This is a genomic window from Nocardia sp. NPDC127606 (genome assembly GCF_042671725.1).
In the GTDB taxonomy this organism is placed as follows: domain Bacteria; phylum Actinomycetota; class Actinomycetes; order Mycobacteriales; family Mycobacteriaceae; genus Nocardia.
The window spans coordinates 199,278-213,294 of the sequence record NZ_JBHXWQ010000001.1 but is presented as its reverse complement, the minus strand read 5'-3'; the positions used below and the strand labels follow the sequence as shown (position 1 = coordinate 213,294).

The 14,017-nt window shown below is 69.3% G+C and carries 13 protein-coding genes; 8 read left to right on the top strand and 5 right to left on the bottom strand.

Translation table 11 applies throughout. The features are described from left to right. Positions 1-40: 40 nt before the first annotated feature. On the top strand, positions 41-760 hold the full coding sequence (locus ACFVJ5_RS01035) for a helix-turn-helix transcriptional regulator (RefSeq protein ID WP_379217845.1): 720 nt from the start codon (positions 41-43) through the stop codon (positions 758-760). A gap of 56 nt (positions 761-816) precedes the next feature. Then, positions 817-1,212, top strand: a complete 396-nt coding sequence (locus ACFVJ5_RS01030; protein WP_379217843.1) for a nuclear transport factor 2 family protein — start codon at positions 817-819, stop codon at positions 1,210-1,212. Between the two features lie 12 nt (positions 1,213-1,224). On the opposite strand, the gene ACFVJ5_RS01025 is transcribed toward ACFVJ5_RS01030, so the two are convergent. Continuing rightward, positions 1,225-2,601 carry a replication-associated recombination protein A gene (locus ACFVJ5_RS01025; protein ID WP_379217841.1) on the bottom strand — a complete coding sequence of 459 codons (1,377 nt, stop codon included), beginning with the start codon at positions 2,599-2,601 and terminating at the stop codon, positions 1,225-1,227. Positions 2,602-2,732: 131 nt separating this feature from the next. Between ACFVJ5_RS01025 and ACFVJ5_RS01020 the strand changes: the two genes are divergently transcribed. From ACFVJ5_RS01020 to ACFVJ5_RS01010, 3 genes are all read left to right on the top strand, one after another. Further along, the gene (locus ACFVJ5_RS01020; protein ID WP_379217840.1) at positions 2,733-4,397 is read left to right on the top strand and encodes an alkaline phosphatase D family protein; all 1,665 of its coding nucleotides are present in this window, start codon (positions 2,733-2,735) and stop codon (positions 4,395-4,397) included. Positions 4,398-4,530: 133 nt separating this feature from the next. Then, entirely contained in the window at positions 4,531-4,884 is a 354-nt protein-coding gene (locus ACFVJ5_RS01015; protein ID WP_379217838.1) for a YciI family protein, read from the top strand. Then, positions 4,881-6,128 (top strand): RNA polymerase sigma factor, encoded by a 1,248-nt coding sequence (locus ACFVJ5_RS01010; protein WP_379217836.1) that lies wholly within the window; start codon positions 4,881-4,883, stop codon positions 6,126-6,128. The genes ACFVJ5_RS01015 and ACFVJ5_RS01010 overlap by 4 nt, the downstream gene beginning before the upstream one ends. A gap of 21 nt (positions 6,129-6,149) precedes the next feature. On the opposite strand, the gene ACFVJ5_RS01005 is transcribed toward ACFVJ5_RS01010, so the two are convergent. Both ACFVJ5_RS01005 and ACFVJ5_RS01000 read right to left on the bottom strand, forming a co-directional pair. Next, entirely contained in the window at positions 6,150-6,971 is an 822-nt protein-coding gene (locus tag ACFVJ5_RS01005) for a siderophore-interacting protein (RefSeq protein ID WP_379217835.1), read from the bottom strand. A gap of 76 nt (positions 6,972-7,047) precedes the next feature. Then, positions 7,048-8,217, bottom strand: a complete 1,170-nt coding sequence (locus tag ACFVJ5_RS01000; protein WP_379217833.1) for a phosphotransferase family protein — start codon at positions 8,215-8,217, stop codon at positions 7,048-7,050. Between the two features lie 193 nt (positions 8,218-8,410). On the opposite strand from ACFVJ5_RS01000, the gene ACFVJ5_RS00995 reads away from it, so the two are divergent. Next, positions 8,411-9,430, top strand: coding sequence for a hypothetical protein (locus tag ACFVJ5_RS00995; RefSeq protein ID WP_379217831.1), 1,020 nt, complete (start codon positions 8,411-8,413; stop codon positions 9,428-9,430). 3 nt (positions 9,431-9,433) lie between these two features. Here the strand turns inward: ACFVJ5_RS00995 and ACFVJ5_RS00990 are convergent, their stop codons facing one another. Next, positions 9,434-10,402, bottom strand: coding sequence for a DUF389 domain-containing protein (locus ACFVJ5_RS00990; protein WP_379217829.1), 969 nt, complete (start codon positions 10,400-10,402; stop codon positions 9,434-9,436). 75 nt (positions 10,403-10,477) lie between these two features. Continuing rightward, positions 10,478-12,292, bottom strand: a complete 1,815-nt coding sequence (gene aspS, locus ACFVJ5_RS00985) for an aspartate--tRNA ligase (protein WP_379217827.1) — start codon at positions 12,290-12,292, stop codon at positions 10,478-10,480. A 209-nt stretch (positions 12,293-12,501) separates the two neighbouring features. On the opposite strand from aspS, the gene ACFVJ5_RS00980 reads away from it, so the two are divergent. Then, positions 12,502-13,428 (top strand): neutral zinc metallopeptidase, encoded by a 927-nt coding sequence (locus ACFVJ5_RS00980; protein WP_379217825.1) that lies wholly within the window; start codon positions 12,502-12,504, stop codon positions 13,426-13,428. A gap of 48 nt (positions 13,429-13,476) precedes the next feature. After that, on the top strand, positions 13,477-13,971 hold the full coding sequence (locus ACFVJ5_RS00975; RefSeq protein ID WP_379217823.1) for a hypothetical protein: 495 nt from the start codon (positions 13,477-13,479) through the stop codon (positions 13,969-13,971). Positions 13,972-14,017 lie beyond the last annotated feature (46 nt).

The window sequence follows — 14,017 nt, the reverse complement described above, 5'->3', positions numbered from 1 at the left end:
CGCCACGCCGCCGAGACGGCGGATCGACGACAATCGCGTCGTGACGAAAACCGAGCGGCTCTACGCACTCGCCGAGGAACTGCGGGCCTACAGCCCGCGGCCACGGACCGCCCGCCAGCTCGCTGCCCGCTTCGAGGTGTCGACCCGCACGATCGAACGCGATCTGGCCGCATTGGCGCAGGCCGGGGTACCGATCATGACGGTACCGGGGCGCGCGGGCGGGTACGCGCTCGATCGACATCGGACGCTCGCTCCGGTGAGTCTGACCACCGCCGAGGCCACCGCCCTCGCGGTGGCGTTGCCCCGGTTGGCGGGCACGCCGTTCGCGGCGGCGGCGGCTTCGGCGGTGCACAAGATCGTGGCGGTGCTGCCCGAACAGGACCGGGTGCGCGCCACCGCGCTGGTGGAGCGGATCCGGTTCCTGCCGGTGGATCCGGCGAGAGCGGTCTCGCCCGCGATTCTCGACGCGGTGATCCGGCGGCGGGTGCTGCGCTTGGACTACGCCGACCGCGAGGGCGTGACCACCTCGCGAGAAGTGGAACCGCTGGCGTTCCTGGCAGGCGATGCGTGGTTTCTGTACGCGTGGTGCCGGATGCGGGCGGGACTGCGGGGGTTTCGACTCGATCGGGTGCTTGCCGCCGACGTACTGGACGAGGCGAGTCCCGAACGCGAGGTGGACCTGTCGACGATTCCGACGGGCTTCGGCACGCTCATCGATGTGACCGCGATCACCGACACACCGTTGTCGCGCAACGACTGAATTCTGGATGACGCAGGCCGCCGCACCCGCCGCGGCCCGACTCGAAGGAGCAGTCCATGACAACCACGACAGTCACCGCCGATCAGCTCGCCGCGACCTGGACCGAGCTGTGGAACGGCAGCACCGAACTCGCGACGGCACTGCTCACCGACGACTTCAGCATCCGTTTCGCCTCGCCGACCCGCGACATCACCGACGCGCTGCGCGGTCCTGCGGCGTTCGCCTCGTTCGTCACCGAATACCGGGCGCAGCGACCGGACGTCGGGTTCGTCGTCGATTCCGTCGCGGTCGGTGGTCTCGATGCCACCGGAACCGGAACATTCGCTGTCCGTTGGCACTCAGCGCACGCCGAGATTCCCGCGCACGGCGGGATCGACGTCTTCGAGACGGTCGGCGGGCGACTGCGCAGGGTGTGGTCGGTCGGTGGCGCCGGTCCGTTCACGCTCGACTGACCGCGCCCCGCCTCACTTGCCGCGGATGATGCGGCGCAGCTTCTCCAGACGCGGGGCGATCGTGCGTTCGTTGCCGTGGTCGGTGGGCAGGTAGTAGTCGGTACCGACCAGTTCGTCGGGTGGGTACTGCTGGGCCACGACGCCCTCGCGGTACTTGTGCGGGAACTTGTAGCCCTGGGCGTTGCCCAGCAGGGCGGCGCCCGCGTAGTGACCGTCGCGCAGGTACGGCGGGACCGCACCGGCCTTGCCGCGCGAGACATCGGCCATCGCCGTGCCGATCGCGGTGGTCACCGCGCCGGATTTGGGGGCCGTCGCGAGGTGGATGGTGGCCTGCGCCAGGGCGAGTTTGCATTCGGGAAGGCCGACCTGTTGGACGACCTGGGCAGCCGCGGTCGCGGTCTGCAGGGCCATCGGGTCGGCCATGCCGATGTCCTCGCTCGCGTGGATCATCAAGCGGCGCGCGATGAAGCGGGGGTCCTCGCCGGCGGCGAGCATGCGCGCCAGGTAGTGCACCGCCGCGTCGACATCGGAGCCACGAATGGACTTGATGAACGCGCTGATCACGTCGTAGTGCTGATCGCCGGCCCGGTCGTAGCGAACGGCGGCCTTGTCGACGGTGGCCTCGACCGTTTCCAGGTCGACGGCGCCCTCGGTCGCCGACTCGGCCGACGCCTCCAACGCGGTGAGCGCGCGGCGAGCATCGCCGCCCGCGATCCGGACGATGTGCTCGATCGCCTCGTCGCTGACGGTGTAGGCGTCGGCGAGGCCGCGCGGGTCGCTGATCGCGCGAGCGAGAACGGCGCGGATGTCGTCGGGAGTGAGCGGTTGCAGTTGCAGGACCAGCGAGCGCGACAGCAGCGGGGAGACAACGGAGAACGAGGGGTTCTCGGTGGTCGCGCCGACCAGCAGCACGACCCGGTTCTCGACCGCGGCCAGCAACGCATCCTGCTGGGTCTTGGAGAAGCGGTGGATCTCGTCGATGAACAGCACGGTCTGCTCGCCCGCGGCGAGCCGGCGGCGGGCCAGGTCGATCACCGCCCGCACCTCCTTGACGCCGGCCGAGAGTGCCGACAGCGCTTCGAACCGCCGGCCGGTCGCCTGCGAGAGCAGCGAGGCCAGCGTGGTTTTTCCGGTTCCGGGTGGGCCGTAGAGCAGCACCGATGCCGCGCCCGACCCTTCGACGAGCCGGCGCAACGGAGACCCGGGACCGAGCAGATGCGTCTGGCCGATCACCTCGTCCAGGTTCTCGGGGCGCATGCGGACGGCGAGCGGCGCGCCCGAGTCGCGACGGAACACCGCGTCGGCGCCGGTTTCGGCGGACGCGTGGTCGCCGGGCACGTCGAAAAGGCTGTCGCTCACGTTGAGCAGGGTACCGAGGGACTCGGACATGTTCTGAGCTCACCGACGGACACCCGCTCGGAGCTCGATATCGACCAGCGCCTGCCAAGAAGATGGACAGTTGACCAACAATTCTCGCGCGGACTTGCGCGGAAGCGATTCGTGGGCTGTGATCGCTCATCGTGGTCGAAAACAACAGCGCCGTAGCCTCCCAGTCGGTCGGGTTCGCCCGCCGCACCCTGTTCGCCGGTTCGACGGCGGTGGCGGCGGTCGCGGTGTTGGGCACCGTCGCGCCCGCACACGCCGCCGGCGCTGTCTTCCGGCACGGTGTCGCGTCCGGCGATCCGCTACCGAGCGCGATCATCCTGTGGACCAGGGTCACGGTCGCCGAGGACGCCACTCCAGGTTCCGGCCTCGGCGACGCGGCAGCGGTGCGCTGGGAGATCGCCACCGACGCCGGCTTCGGCACGCTCACCGCGTCCGGCACCGTCACGACCTCGACCGACACCGACCACACCGTCAAGGTCGACGCGACCGGCCTCACCCCCGGTCAGGACTACTTCTACCGTTTCACCGCGCTCGGCGAGACCTCCCCCGTCGGCCGCACCAGAACAGCGCCGGCACCGGACAGCGAGGTCGACCGCCTCCGCCTCGGCCTGGTCTCCTGCGCCAACTGGGAAGCAGGCTGGTTCGGCTCCTACCGGCACCTGGCCGCGCGCACCGATCTCGACGCGGTCGTGCACCTCGGCGACTACATCTACGAGTACGGCCGCGGCAAGTACACCGGCCGCAACGGCGCGGTCCGCGCACACGACCCGGCGAACGAGATCGTCACCCTCACCGACTACCGCACCCGCCACGGCCAGTACAAGACCGATCCCGACCTGATGGCCCTGCACGCGGGAGTGCCGTTCATCTGCACCTGGGACGACCACGAGTCGGCCGACAACTCCTGGCGCGACGGCGCGGAGAACCACGACCCCGCCACCGAGGGCCCCTGGGGCGACCGCAAGGCCGCGTCCACCCGCGCCTACCTGGAGTGGATGCCGGTGCGCGCCACGCGCGCCGACGGCCAGGTACAGATCTACCGCCGCCTGCGATTCGGCACGCTGGCGGAACTGTCGATGCTGGATCTGCGCACCTATCGTGACGAGGAGGCAGGGCCGGGCGGGGGCTGGCGGCACGCCGACGACCCGTCCCGCACGATCACCGGCCGCGCCCAGATGGATTGGCTCACCGCCGGACTCACCTCCTCCCCCACCCGCTGGAAACTGGTCGGCAACTCGGTGATGGTCGCGCCGCTGGTGTTCCCGCCGCTGGAAGCGGCCACGACCCAGGCGATCACCGAGGCACTCGGTATTCCGCAGGGCGGCATCACCGTCAACGGCGACCAGTGGGACGGCTACACCGCCGACCGCACCACCCTGTTCCGGACGATCGCCGACAACGAGGTGGGCGACGTCGTGTTCCTCACCGGCGACATCCACACCTCCTGGGCCGCCGACCTGCCGTTGAACGCCGCGAACTACCCGGACGGGCCGACCGTCGGCGCGGAGTTCGTCATCCCCTCGGTCACCTCTTCCAGCGTCGGCGACATGCTGAAGGTGCCCGCCCGCACCGCGTCGGTACCGGCGGAGGAGGCCATCAAGGCGGCCAACCACCACCTGCGTTACGTCGAGCTCGACTCGCACGGTTTCGGCGTGCTCGAGGTGACCGCGACGCAGACGCAGATGGACTGGTTCTACGCCGCCGACGTCACCGATCCCGCGACCGGCGTGCGACACGGCGCGTCGTTCGCCGTTCCGGCGGGCGGGCGGCTCGAACAGCGACCGACTCCGGTGCTCTGACCGGGGTTCGCCGCGGCGCCGCGGAAATCGGCGCAGAATTCTTCGGACAGGGTTGTCGATCGCGCCCGAGGTCGCTCGTCGGGTGAGTACGGCCACCCGACGAGCGGGCAGCCCCCACCCGAAGGAGCACATCATGAGCCAGTATCTGGTCCTGATCTACGGCGACGAATCCGCCTATGCCGCGTACTCCCCCGCCGAGTTCGACGACATGCTCGCCGCGCATCGCACCTTCCAGCAGATCGCCGGTGCCGCCAACCTCGGCGGGCAAGCGTTGCAGCCCACCGCGACCGCCACCACGATCCGCCACGACGCCAACGGCGAGGTCGTCATCACCGACGGGCCGTTCGCCGAGGCGAAGGAAGCGCTCGGCGGCTACTACTTGCTGGAGGCGCCCGACCTGGATGCCGCGATCGCGATCGCCGCGCAGGTGCCTGCCCCCACGGGTGGCGTCGAGGTACGCCCGATCCAGGTCTACCCGCAGTCGTGACCACGGTGGCGGCCGAGGCCGTCGAGCAGGCGCACCGTCGTGAATGGGCCTTCGTGCTCGCCGCGACGGTGCGGCTGGTCCGCGATTTCGACCTCGCCGAGGAATGCGTGCAAGAGGCCTACGCGACGGCCCTCACCGCGTGGGCGAGCGACGGTGTCCCGGCCAAGCCCGGCGCCTGGCTGACGACGGTCGCGCGACGCCGAGGCCTCGACCTGTTACGCCGCGACAGCACCTTCCGGCGGGCGCTGCCCCAGCTCGTCGTCGACGAACCGGTCGCCGACACCGCCGATCTGGCGTTGGCCGACCTGGACGACCCGGCGATCCCCGACGACCGGTTGCGGCTGATCAGCACCTGCTGTCACCCCGCGCTCGCACCGCAGGCCCAGGTCGCGCTGACTCTGCGGCTGGTTTGCGGTGTCACCACCGCCGAGGTGGCGCGCGCGTTCCTGGTGAGCGAGTCCACGATGGCCGCGCGCATCACCCGCGCCAAGAAGAAGATCGCGGTCGCGGCCATCCCGTATCGGGTGCCCTCGGTGCGGGAACTGCCGCAGCGGCTCGATTCCATCTGCGCGGTGATCCACCTGCTGTTCACCACCGGCCATACCGCGCCGGCGGGTGAGGTGCTGGTCCGCACCGATCTCGTCGACCGGTCGCTGCAGTTGGCCAGGATGATGCACGCGCTGGTCCCCGACGACCCGTCCGTGACCGGGCTGCTGGCGCTGATCCTGCTCACCGACGCCCGCCGGGCAGCGCGCGTCGACGGCGACGGCAATCTGTGCACGCTCGAACACCAGGACCGCGAGCGCTGGGACCGCGCGGCCATCGTCGAGGGCATCGCACTGGTGAAACACGCTCTGCCACACACCGACCGGTATACCTTGCAGGCCGCGATCGCCGCGGTCCACGACGAGGCGCCCACGTGGGCCGACACCGACTGGCGAGAGATCATCGGCCTGTATCGGCTGTTGCTGCGCGATTCGGCGTCGCCGGTCGCGCTGCTCAATCACGCCATCGCGGTCGGCCTCGCCGGCGATCCGGACCAGGCGCTGGCCCTGCTCGATCCGCTCGGCGCGGAACCGGCGCTGGCGACCTACGGCTATCTCGACGCCGCCCACGCGGCTTTCCTCACCGATCTCGGACGTACCGAGGAGGCGATCGCCGCCTACGAGTCGGCGTTGCTGCTCACCGACAACGCGGTCGAACGTGCCCATCTGCGGGGCAAACTCGTCGCGCTGACGAGCTGACCGGCACCGGGCAACTCCGGATCAGGCCCGTTCGGCGGCCAGCTCCCGTTTCCACTCGCGGAAGCCCTCCTCGGTGCGGCCGCGCCGCCAGTACCCCGAGATCGAGAGCCATTTCGGCGCGACGTCTCGTTCCTTGCGCAGGTAGGGGCGCAGCTGACGCATCACGGCCTCGGCCTCGCCGTGCACGAATGCCTGGACCTGTCCCGGCAGCCACTCGGCTGTACGCACCGCGGCCACCAGTGGCGAGTGCGCCCCGGCGAGGTCGTCGGTGATCCGGTCCGAGGACACGCCGCGATGCACCCAGTGCAGGCGCAGGTCGGCAGGTGAGGCGAGGGCGATCTCGTCCTCGGTACCGCCCACCTCGATGAACACCAGGGCGGGCGCACCGGCGGGCAGCGCCTCGAGCGCGGCCGCGATGGCGGGCAGTGCCGATTCGTCGCCGGCGAACAGGTACCAGTCGGCCGCCGGGTCGGGTGCGAACGCACCGCCGGGTCCGTTCAACCAGAACAGCGCGCCCGGCTCCACCGAGCGCGCCCACGGCCCCGCGATGCCCTCGTCGCCGTGCACCACGAAGTCGATGCTGATCTCGCGCCGCTCCGGATCGAAGGACCGCACGGTGTAGGTGCGCAGCACGGGCTGGCTCTCCGGGCCGAGCGTCGCGCGCACGGTGTCGAGATCGAACGGCTCGGGGTAGTCGACGCCGGGCACCGGAAAGATCAACTTCACGTAGGCATCGGTGAACCCGTTAGGGCTGAATCGGTCCGAGACTGTGCCGACCACCCGCACCAGGTGCGGGGTCAACCACTGCTTGCGGACGACTGTGACGGTGACCGGTATCGGCACGGCTGCTCCCAACTCCTCAGATCCCTGCCGACGGTACCCGTGTCGCGCCGGGAAATGGGGAGCCCGCTCGGCGCCGCTACTCCGACCAGCGCTCTTCGAGCATCGCCGAGACCTGTTCGGCGAAGTCGCCGACCGCGTCGTCGCCGGTCATCCTGGCGTCCTCGGCCAGCGCCGACCACCGGTTGATCAGTGCCTCCGAGCGCGGCACCGACAGCCCGTGCTCCCGCGCGGTGGCGATGCGGGCGTGGTCGGCGGGCAGGAACCAGTACGTCGACAGCCAGACCCAGATCAGCCGGGCCTCGAGGATCCGTTCGGCCAGGACGGTGTCGTCGGCCAGCGACGGCCACACGCCGACCACGGCCGAACGCCACGCCTCGACCATTTCCTTGGCACGGCTGCGCGAGAGTTCGAAATCGCACAGGCAGCCGGGGAAGGAGACCAGCGCGTAGGCGATGTCGAGGGTGGCGTCGCGGAAACCGCCCCACTCGTAGTCGAGGAACCGCGCGCCTTCCTCGTTCATGATCACGTTGTCGGGGCACAGGTCCGACGGGCTGAACGCGCGATAGCGGCCACCGGTGAACAGGCGATTGCCGTGCACGATGCGTTCGGCGATCTCCCCTGGCACCTCGATGCCGAACTCGGCTTCGAGCAGACCCGGAACCTCGGCGATGGCGGCCTGCGCCTGCTGGGCGATCCCGTCGACGCGATGCGCCGAGTCGACCCGGCGCATCAGGGCGACGAAGTCGGGTTCGCGGCCGACGGTCGCGGCGTGCATCCGGCCGAGCGCCTGCGCGAACGCCATCAGCGAGTTGCGGGTGCCCGGCTCGACGCGCGCCTGCAGCACCGAGGTGAGCAAGGCGTTCTCGCCGAGGTCCGACAGCACGAGTAGCCGGTCGGGAACGCTGTGGGCGATCAGGAAGGCTCCGGGCCGCTGTTCGCGACTCAGCGCGGTGGTGAACTGGTAGGACACCGCCTCGCGGAGGAACGCGGCGTCGATGCTGGCGACGCCGGGCGCCAAACCACCGGCGCGGCGGTCAGGACTGGAACCGCGCACCTGCTTCACGATCAGCGTGCGCGGCAACGAAAATGCGTTTTCCGCAACACGCACGCGTAGGACTGTCGTCCTACCACTGCCGCTGAGCTCCATCGGATCACTCAGCTTTACCGGAGCACCCATTCGCTTTGTGAGCAACTGTTGTGCTGCGGACACGACGTCGGCGGCGCGTTCGGCCAATAGTGCGGTCATCGCCTCTCAAGCTACTCGTACCCGGTCACTTCTAGCGAGCGGTTGGACAACCTTTCCGCGTCGTTCGGCGTGTTGGCGCCGAGGTTGCGCGTGTGTGCCTGTTCGCTTGACACATCAGCCGGTCTTCGGGTTTTCTCATCGTGAACTGCTGTGCGCCACACCGCAAACCGGTTGAGTCGAAAGGTCTATCACAGTGACCGACACTCCGTACGCCGCATCGAGCGATTCACCGGGCGGGTCGCCTGTTCCGGGCGGTGGCGGACAGTTCGCCGGCCCCACGGGCAGACACGAGGGAACCGGGCAACCACCGGCTCCCGGTTCGGGGCCGAGCAGGCACGGAATGGCCGGTGGCGCAGGCTATCCGCAATTCGAGGGGCCCGGCGCCGCCCAGTACGGGCAGGAGCCGGTCGAGCCGCCGCCGCCGATTGCCGGACACGGCGGTCCCACACCGCAGTACGGGCCCGCGGGCACGGGTCCCGGTTACGCGGTCCCCCAGTCGAAACCGGAGAATCCGGTTTACCCCGCCGCCCCCGCATCCGGCGTGTCGCAGGGCGGTGGCGGGCAGACGCCCGGTTACTACCATTCGGGAGCACAAGCCCTCGATATCGGCCGTTCGCTGAGCTACGGCTGGGAACGATTCCGGGCCAACCCGGGTCCGTGGCTCGGCGTCACCGCGGTGGGTGTGCTGATCTATCTCGGCTTCGTCGCCGTGGTCCAGATCGTCGAGCCGACATCGCCGTTCAGCGTGCTGTTGCTGTTCTTGATTGTGATCGTCGCACTGTGGCTGCTGCAGGCGGCGATGGTGCGCGGCGCGCTCTACGAAACCGACGGATACCCACCGGCTTTCGGATCGTTCTTCCGGTTCGTGAACGCGGGCAATGTCCTGCTGACCTCGCTGCTCGCGTTCACCATCACCCTGCTCCTGTCGTCGCTGTGCCTGGCGCCGGGGCTGATCGCCGGGTTCCTGTGCATGTTCTCGCTGCACTTCGTGATCGATCAGGACTACGGCCCGGTGGAAGCGATCAAGGCGAGCGCGCAGCTGGTGCTGGCGAATCTGTGGGCGGCGCTGCTGCTGGCGCTCACCGTCATGCTGGTCACCCTCGTCGGCGCGGTGCTGTGCGGCCTCGGCCTGTTCGTCGCAGGACCGGTGTGCGTCATCGCGGTGACGTACTCCTACCGGATGCTGACGGCGGGACCGGTCGCCCGCGTCTAGAGGTCAGCGTTCGAGCACGGTCCGCATGCCGATGGCTCGCTTGAACCGGCCGACCGGGCCCTTCTCGTCGCCCGCCTTCGGCCGCAGCTCGAGCACCAGCACGCCGGCGATCACGATGCCCACCAGATTCAGCGCCAGCTGGCCCGCCGACTCGAACGCCCGGTGCCACTGTCCGATGGTCGCCGCCACCACCGCGTACCCGGCGGCGGGCACGGTCGTCACCGAAATGAAGACCCCGATCAGGGCCGCCGACTTCGCGGTGACCAGCGACAACATCCCCGCCGCACCGGCGAGCAGCGCCACCACCAGCGAGAACGGACCTACCTCGAAGATGAAGTCGACGCTGTGCGCGTCGACCACACCCTCGGTGGTGATCCAGCCGAGCTGCTCCCACACGATCGTCGCGCCGAGCGTGACCACCATCGCGAACGGAAACGCCACCGCCAACGCGATGATGGAGCGCCGCGCCAGCCGCCAATTGCGGCGCACCAGTGCCACCGACAGCGCGGCCAGCGGACCGAACTCCGGGCCCACCACCATCGCGCCGACGATGGTGACCGGCGAGTTGGTCGCCACCCCGATCGCGGCGAGCAGGCAGGCGATGGTCAGGAACGCCACGAAGGTGGCGTTGAGCGAGGACTCCTCGCGGGTTTCCTTGAGCAGTTGCTCCCAGACCACCGCGTCACTCGGATCGCCGGGCGCCGCCCGCACGGCGCGGTCCGCGGCATCGGAGAGCACCGCGCTGACCGGCCCGAGGGTGATTCCGCCGTGCTCGACGATGCCCAGCGACTTCACATCGGCGAGCACCTTGTTGCCCGCCTCCCGCGCCACATCGGCCTGGACGAGATCGCCCACGGGGTCGAGCGCGATGCCGCGCGCCACCGTCAGGTGGGTGACGCCGGCGTCGGCTTCGAGAATCCGCACCAGCTCGTCGGTCTGCTCGGGCGGGCTGATGACTCGAAGATGTAGCACCGGTGTCCTCCTGATCGGTATCGCCGTGGCGATACGGGAACTGACCAGAAGGTACCGGGCTACCTCCGATGACCGCTATTTCTCGGCCGCAACAACTTTCGGCGCGTCGGTGGCCTCGCCCTTGCCCTTGACCTCGGGCTTGGCGTCGATGCCCGCTTCCTTGCGCTGCTGTGCGGTGATCTGCGCGGGTGCGTCGGTGAGCGGGTCGACGCCGCCACCGGTCTTCGGGAACGCGATCACCTCGCGGATCGAGTCCTCGCCCGCCAGCAGTGCGGTGATGCGGTCCCAGCCGAAGGCGATGCCGCCCATGGGCGGGGCGCCGAAGGAGAAGGCATCGAGCAGGAAGCCGAACTTCTCCTGAGCCTCGTCGTGGTCGATGCCCATCACCTTGAACACGCGTTCCTGCACGTCGCGCCGGTGGATACGGATGGAACCGCCGCCGATCTCGTTGCCGTTGCAGACGATGTCGTAGGCGTAGGCCAGCGCCGAACCGGGGTCGGTGTCGAAGGTGTCGATCGACTCCGGCTTCGGCGAGGTGAACGCGTGGTGCACCGCGGTCCAAGCCGAGTAGCCGAGGGCCACGTCGCCGCTGGCGGTGGCGTCGGCGGTCGGCTCGAACATCGGGGCGTCGACGATCCAGACGAAGGCCCAGGCGTTCGGGTCGATGAGGTCGCACTTGCGGGCGATCTCGCCGCGCGCGGCACCGAGCAGGGCACGGCTCGACTTCACCGCACCGGCCGCGAAGAACACGCAGTCACCCGGCTCGGCGCCGACCTGCTTGGCCAAGCCGTCGCGCTCGGCGTCGGTCAGGTTCTTGGCGACCGGGCCACCCAGGGTGCCGTCTTCGTTGATCAGGATGTAGGCCAGGCCCTTGGCGCCGCGCTGCTTGGCCCATTCCTGCCAGGCGTCGAGCTGACGTCGCGGCTGGCTCGCGCCACCCGGCATCACGACCGCGCCGACGTACTCCGACTGGAACACGCGGAACGTGGTGTCCTTGAAGTAGTCGGTGAGCTCGGTGATCTCCACACCGAAGCGAAGGTCGGGCTTGTCGGAGCCGTAGCGCCGCATCGCCTCCGCGTAGGTCATGTGCGGGATCGGGGTGACGATCTCGTGGCCGATCAGCTTCCACAGCGCGGTCAGGATGTCCTCGGCGAGCAGGATCACGTCGTCCTGGCGCACGAAGCTCATCTCGATGTCGAGCTGGGTGAACTCGGGCTGACGGTCGGCGCGGAAGTCCTCGTCGCGGTAGCAGCGCGCGATCTGGTAGTACCGCTCGATACCGCCGACCATCAGCAGCTGCTTGAACAGCTGCGGGCTCTGCGGCAGGGCATAGAAGCTACCCGGCTGCAAGCGCGCGGGAACCAGGAAGTCGCGGGCGCCCTCGGGAGTCGAGCGGGTGAGCGTGGGGGTCTCGACCTCGACGAAGTCGTGGTTCGCCAGCACGTCGCGAGCGGCGGCGTTGACCTTGGAGCGCAGGCGGATGGCGTGGCCGGGGCCTTCGCGGCGCAGGTCCAGGTAGCGGTACTTGAGGCGGGCCTCGTCGCCGGGGGTCTCGTCGAGCTGGAACGGCAGCGGCGCGCTCTCGTTGAGCACGACCAGTTCCTTGGCGTCGACCTCGATCTGCCCGGTCGGCAGCTCCGGGTTCTCGTTGCCGTCGGGACGCCGTTCCACCACACCGGTGACCTGCACACAGTATTCCGCGCGCAGCTTGTGGGCCTGTTCGGCCGCCTCGCCCTCGCGGAAAACCACCTGCGAGACGCCCGAGGCGTCGCGCAGATCGATGAAGGTCACACCACCGTGGTCACGACGCCTCGCCACCCAGCCGGTGAGGGTGACGGTCTGACCGGCGTGCTCGCCTCGCAGCGAACCAGCCAAGTGGGTGCGCAGCACGGTATTCCTTTCGACAGACTTTCACGGACTTGTCGCACCGGCGCAGATGACCGCGTGCACTGCCATCGTAGTGAGACACGGTGCCCGGATGAAAACCGATATCTTCCTCACCGTGTCAAGCTTGTGACACCTGTCCGCCGTCGCCGCTCCCGCCGACGGTGAATCGCGCTGTGAGACAGCTGGACAACCGAGCGAAGGCGAGTACCGCGATGACCTTCAACGAAGGTATGCAGATCGATCCCGGCCGGGCTTCGTCGGGCGGCGGACCCGGCATGGGCGGCAAACTCGCCCTCGGCGGCGGCGCGGGCGGTCTGATCCTGTTGGTGATCACGTTGCTCCTCGGCGGCGATCCGGGGACGGTGCTCGGCAACTTCACCGGCGCGCAGAGCGGGCAGCAGGCGCAGCCGGGGACCGCGGGGACGCCGACCCACTGCAAGACCGGCGCCGACGCGAACAAGTACGTCGACTGCCGGGTGGTGGCCACCGCGCAGAGCCTGGACGCGGTGTGGTCGGTGCAGCTGCCCAAGCAGACCGGCAAGCAGTATGTGGAGCCCGAACTGGTGCTGTTCACCGGCGGCGTGAGCACCGGGTGCGGCAACGCCACCAGTGATGTCGGCCCGTTCTACTGCCCCGCCGACCAGACCGCCTACTTCGACACCGCCTTCTTCCAGGAACTCACCGATCGCTTCGGCGCGAGCGCGGGACCGCTGGCGCAGGAGTACGTGGTCGCGCACGAGGTCGGCCACCACATCCAGAACCAGCTCGGCGATATCGGCAAGGCTCAGCGCGATCCGCAGGGCGCGACCTCCGGCGCGGTCCGCACCGAGCTGCAGGCCGACTGCTACGCCGGCATCTGGGCCAACTTCGCCGACAAGCAGCCCTCGCCGGGCGGCGGACAGCCCTTCCTGAAGCCTTTGTCCGACAAGGATATTCGCGACGCGCTGTCGGCCGCCAATGCCGTCGGCGACGACCGCATCCAGCGCTCGGCCGGTCGCGGTGTGAATCCCGAGTCGTGGACCCACGGATCCTCCGAACAGCGGCAGAAGTGGTTCCTCGTCGGCTACCGGACCGGGTCGGTGCAGGCGTGCGACACCTATTCCGCCCGTGACCTCGACAACCCGCCCGGGATACGCTGACGCCTCGAACGCGATACCCACGCACTGTCTTTCGATCGAGGGGAACCCATGCGCCCGACCCTGACCGGACTGCTTGTCTGCGCTCTCGCCCTGAGCGGCGCGAGCGCACTCGCCCATGCCGATCCGGCGCCACTACCGTTGGTGAGCCTGACCACGATCCCCGACGGCTGGTCACAGCGCACCGACCTACGTCCGGTCCTGCAGGTGTTCGCCGACGGCAAGGCCGTGCACATGCCCGACGCGGTGAGCAAGGACCGTAAACCCGAGACCGCGCCCAAGCAGGTGACCGGAAAGGTTGCCGCCGACGTGATCTCGGCCGCGCTCGAGGAGATCAACGCGCTCGCGGAGACCGATTTCGGGATGCCGGCGGGCGACAACCGGGGCACCCAGATCATCGACCTGATGCCCGACGATCCGACCGACGAAGCCCACCTGGTCGTCTACTCCCCCGAGGCGTCCGATGGCCTCAACCCGGAGCAGAAGGCCGCCCGCAAGCGCTTCACCGACCTCTACAAGAAGCTGGTCGACGCCTTCAAGAGCTGATCGTTCGACACTGAACCACAAGGGGCTCGCCGGTTTTCACCGGCGA

Coding starts and splice junctions, on each gene's coding strand:
- ACFVJ5_RS01030 (WP_379217843.1), top strand. CDS start 817: ATGACAACCACGACAGTCACCGCCGATCAGCTCGCCGCGACCTGGACC.
- ACFVJ5_RS01025 (WP_379217841.1), bottom strand. CDS start 2,601: ATGTCCGAGTCCCTCGGTACCCTGCTCAACGTGAGCGACAGCCTTTTC.
- ACFVJ5_RS01015 (WP_379217838.1), top strand. CDS start 4,531: ATGAGCCAGTATCTGGTCCTGATCTACGGCGACGAATCCGCCTATGCC.
- ACFVJ5_RS01000 (WP_379217833.1), bottom strand. CDS start 8,217: ATGACCGCACTATTGGCCGAACGCGCCGCCGACGTCGTGTCCGCAGCA.
- ACFVJ5_RS00980 (WP_379217825.1), top strand. CDS start 12,502: ATGACCTTCAACGAAGGTATGCAGATCGATCCCGGCCGGGCTTCGTCG.
- ACFVJ5_RS00975 (WP_379217823.1), top strand. CDS start 13,477: ATGCGCCCGACCCTGACCGGACTGCTTGTCTGCGCTCTCGCCCTGAGC.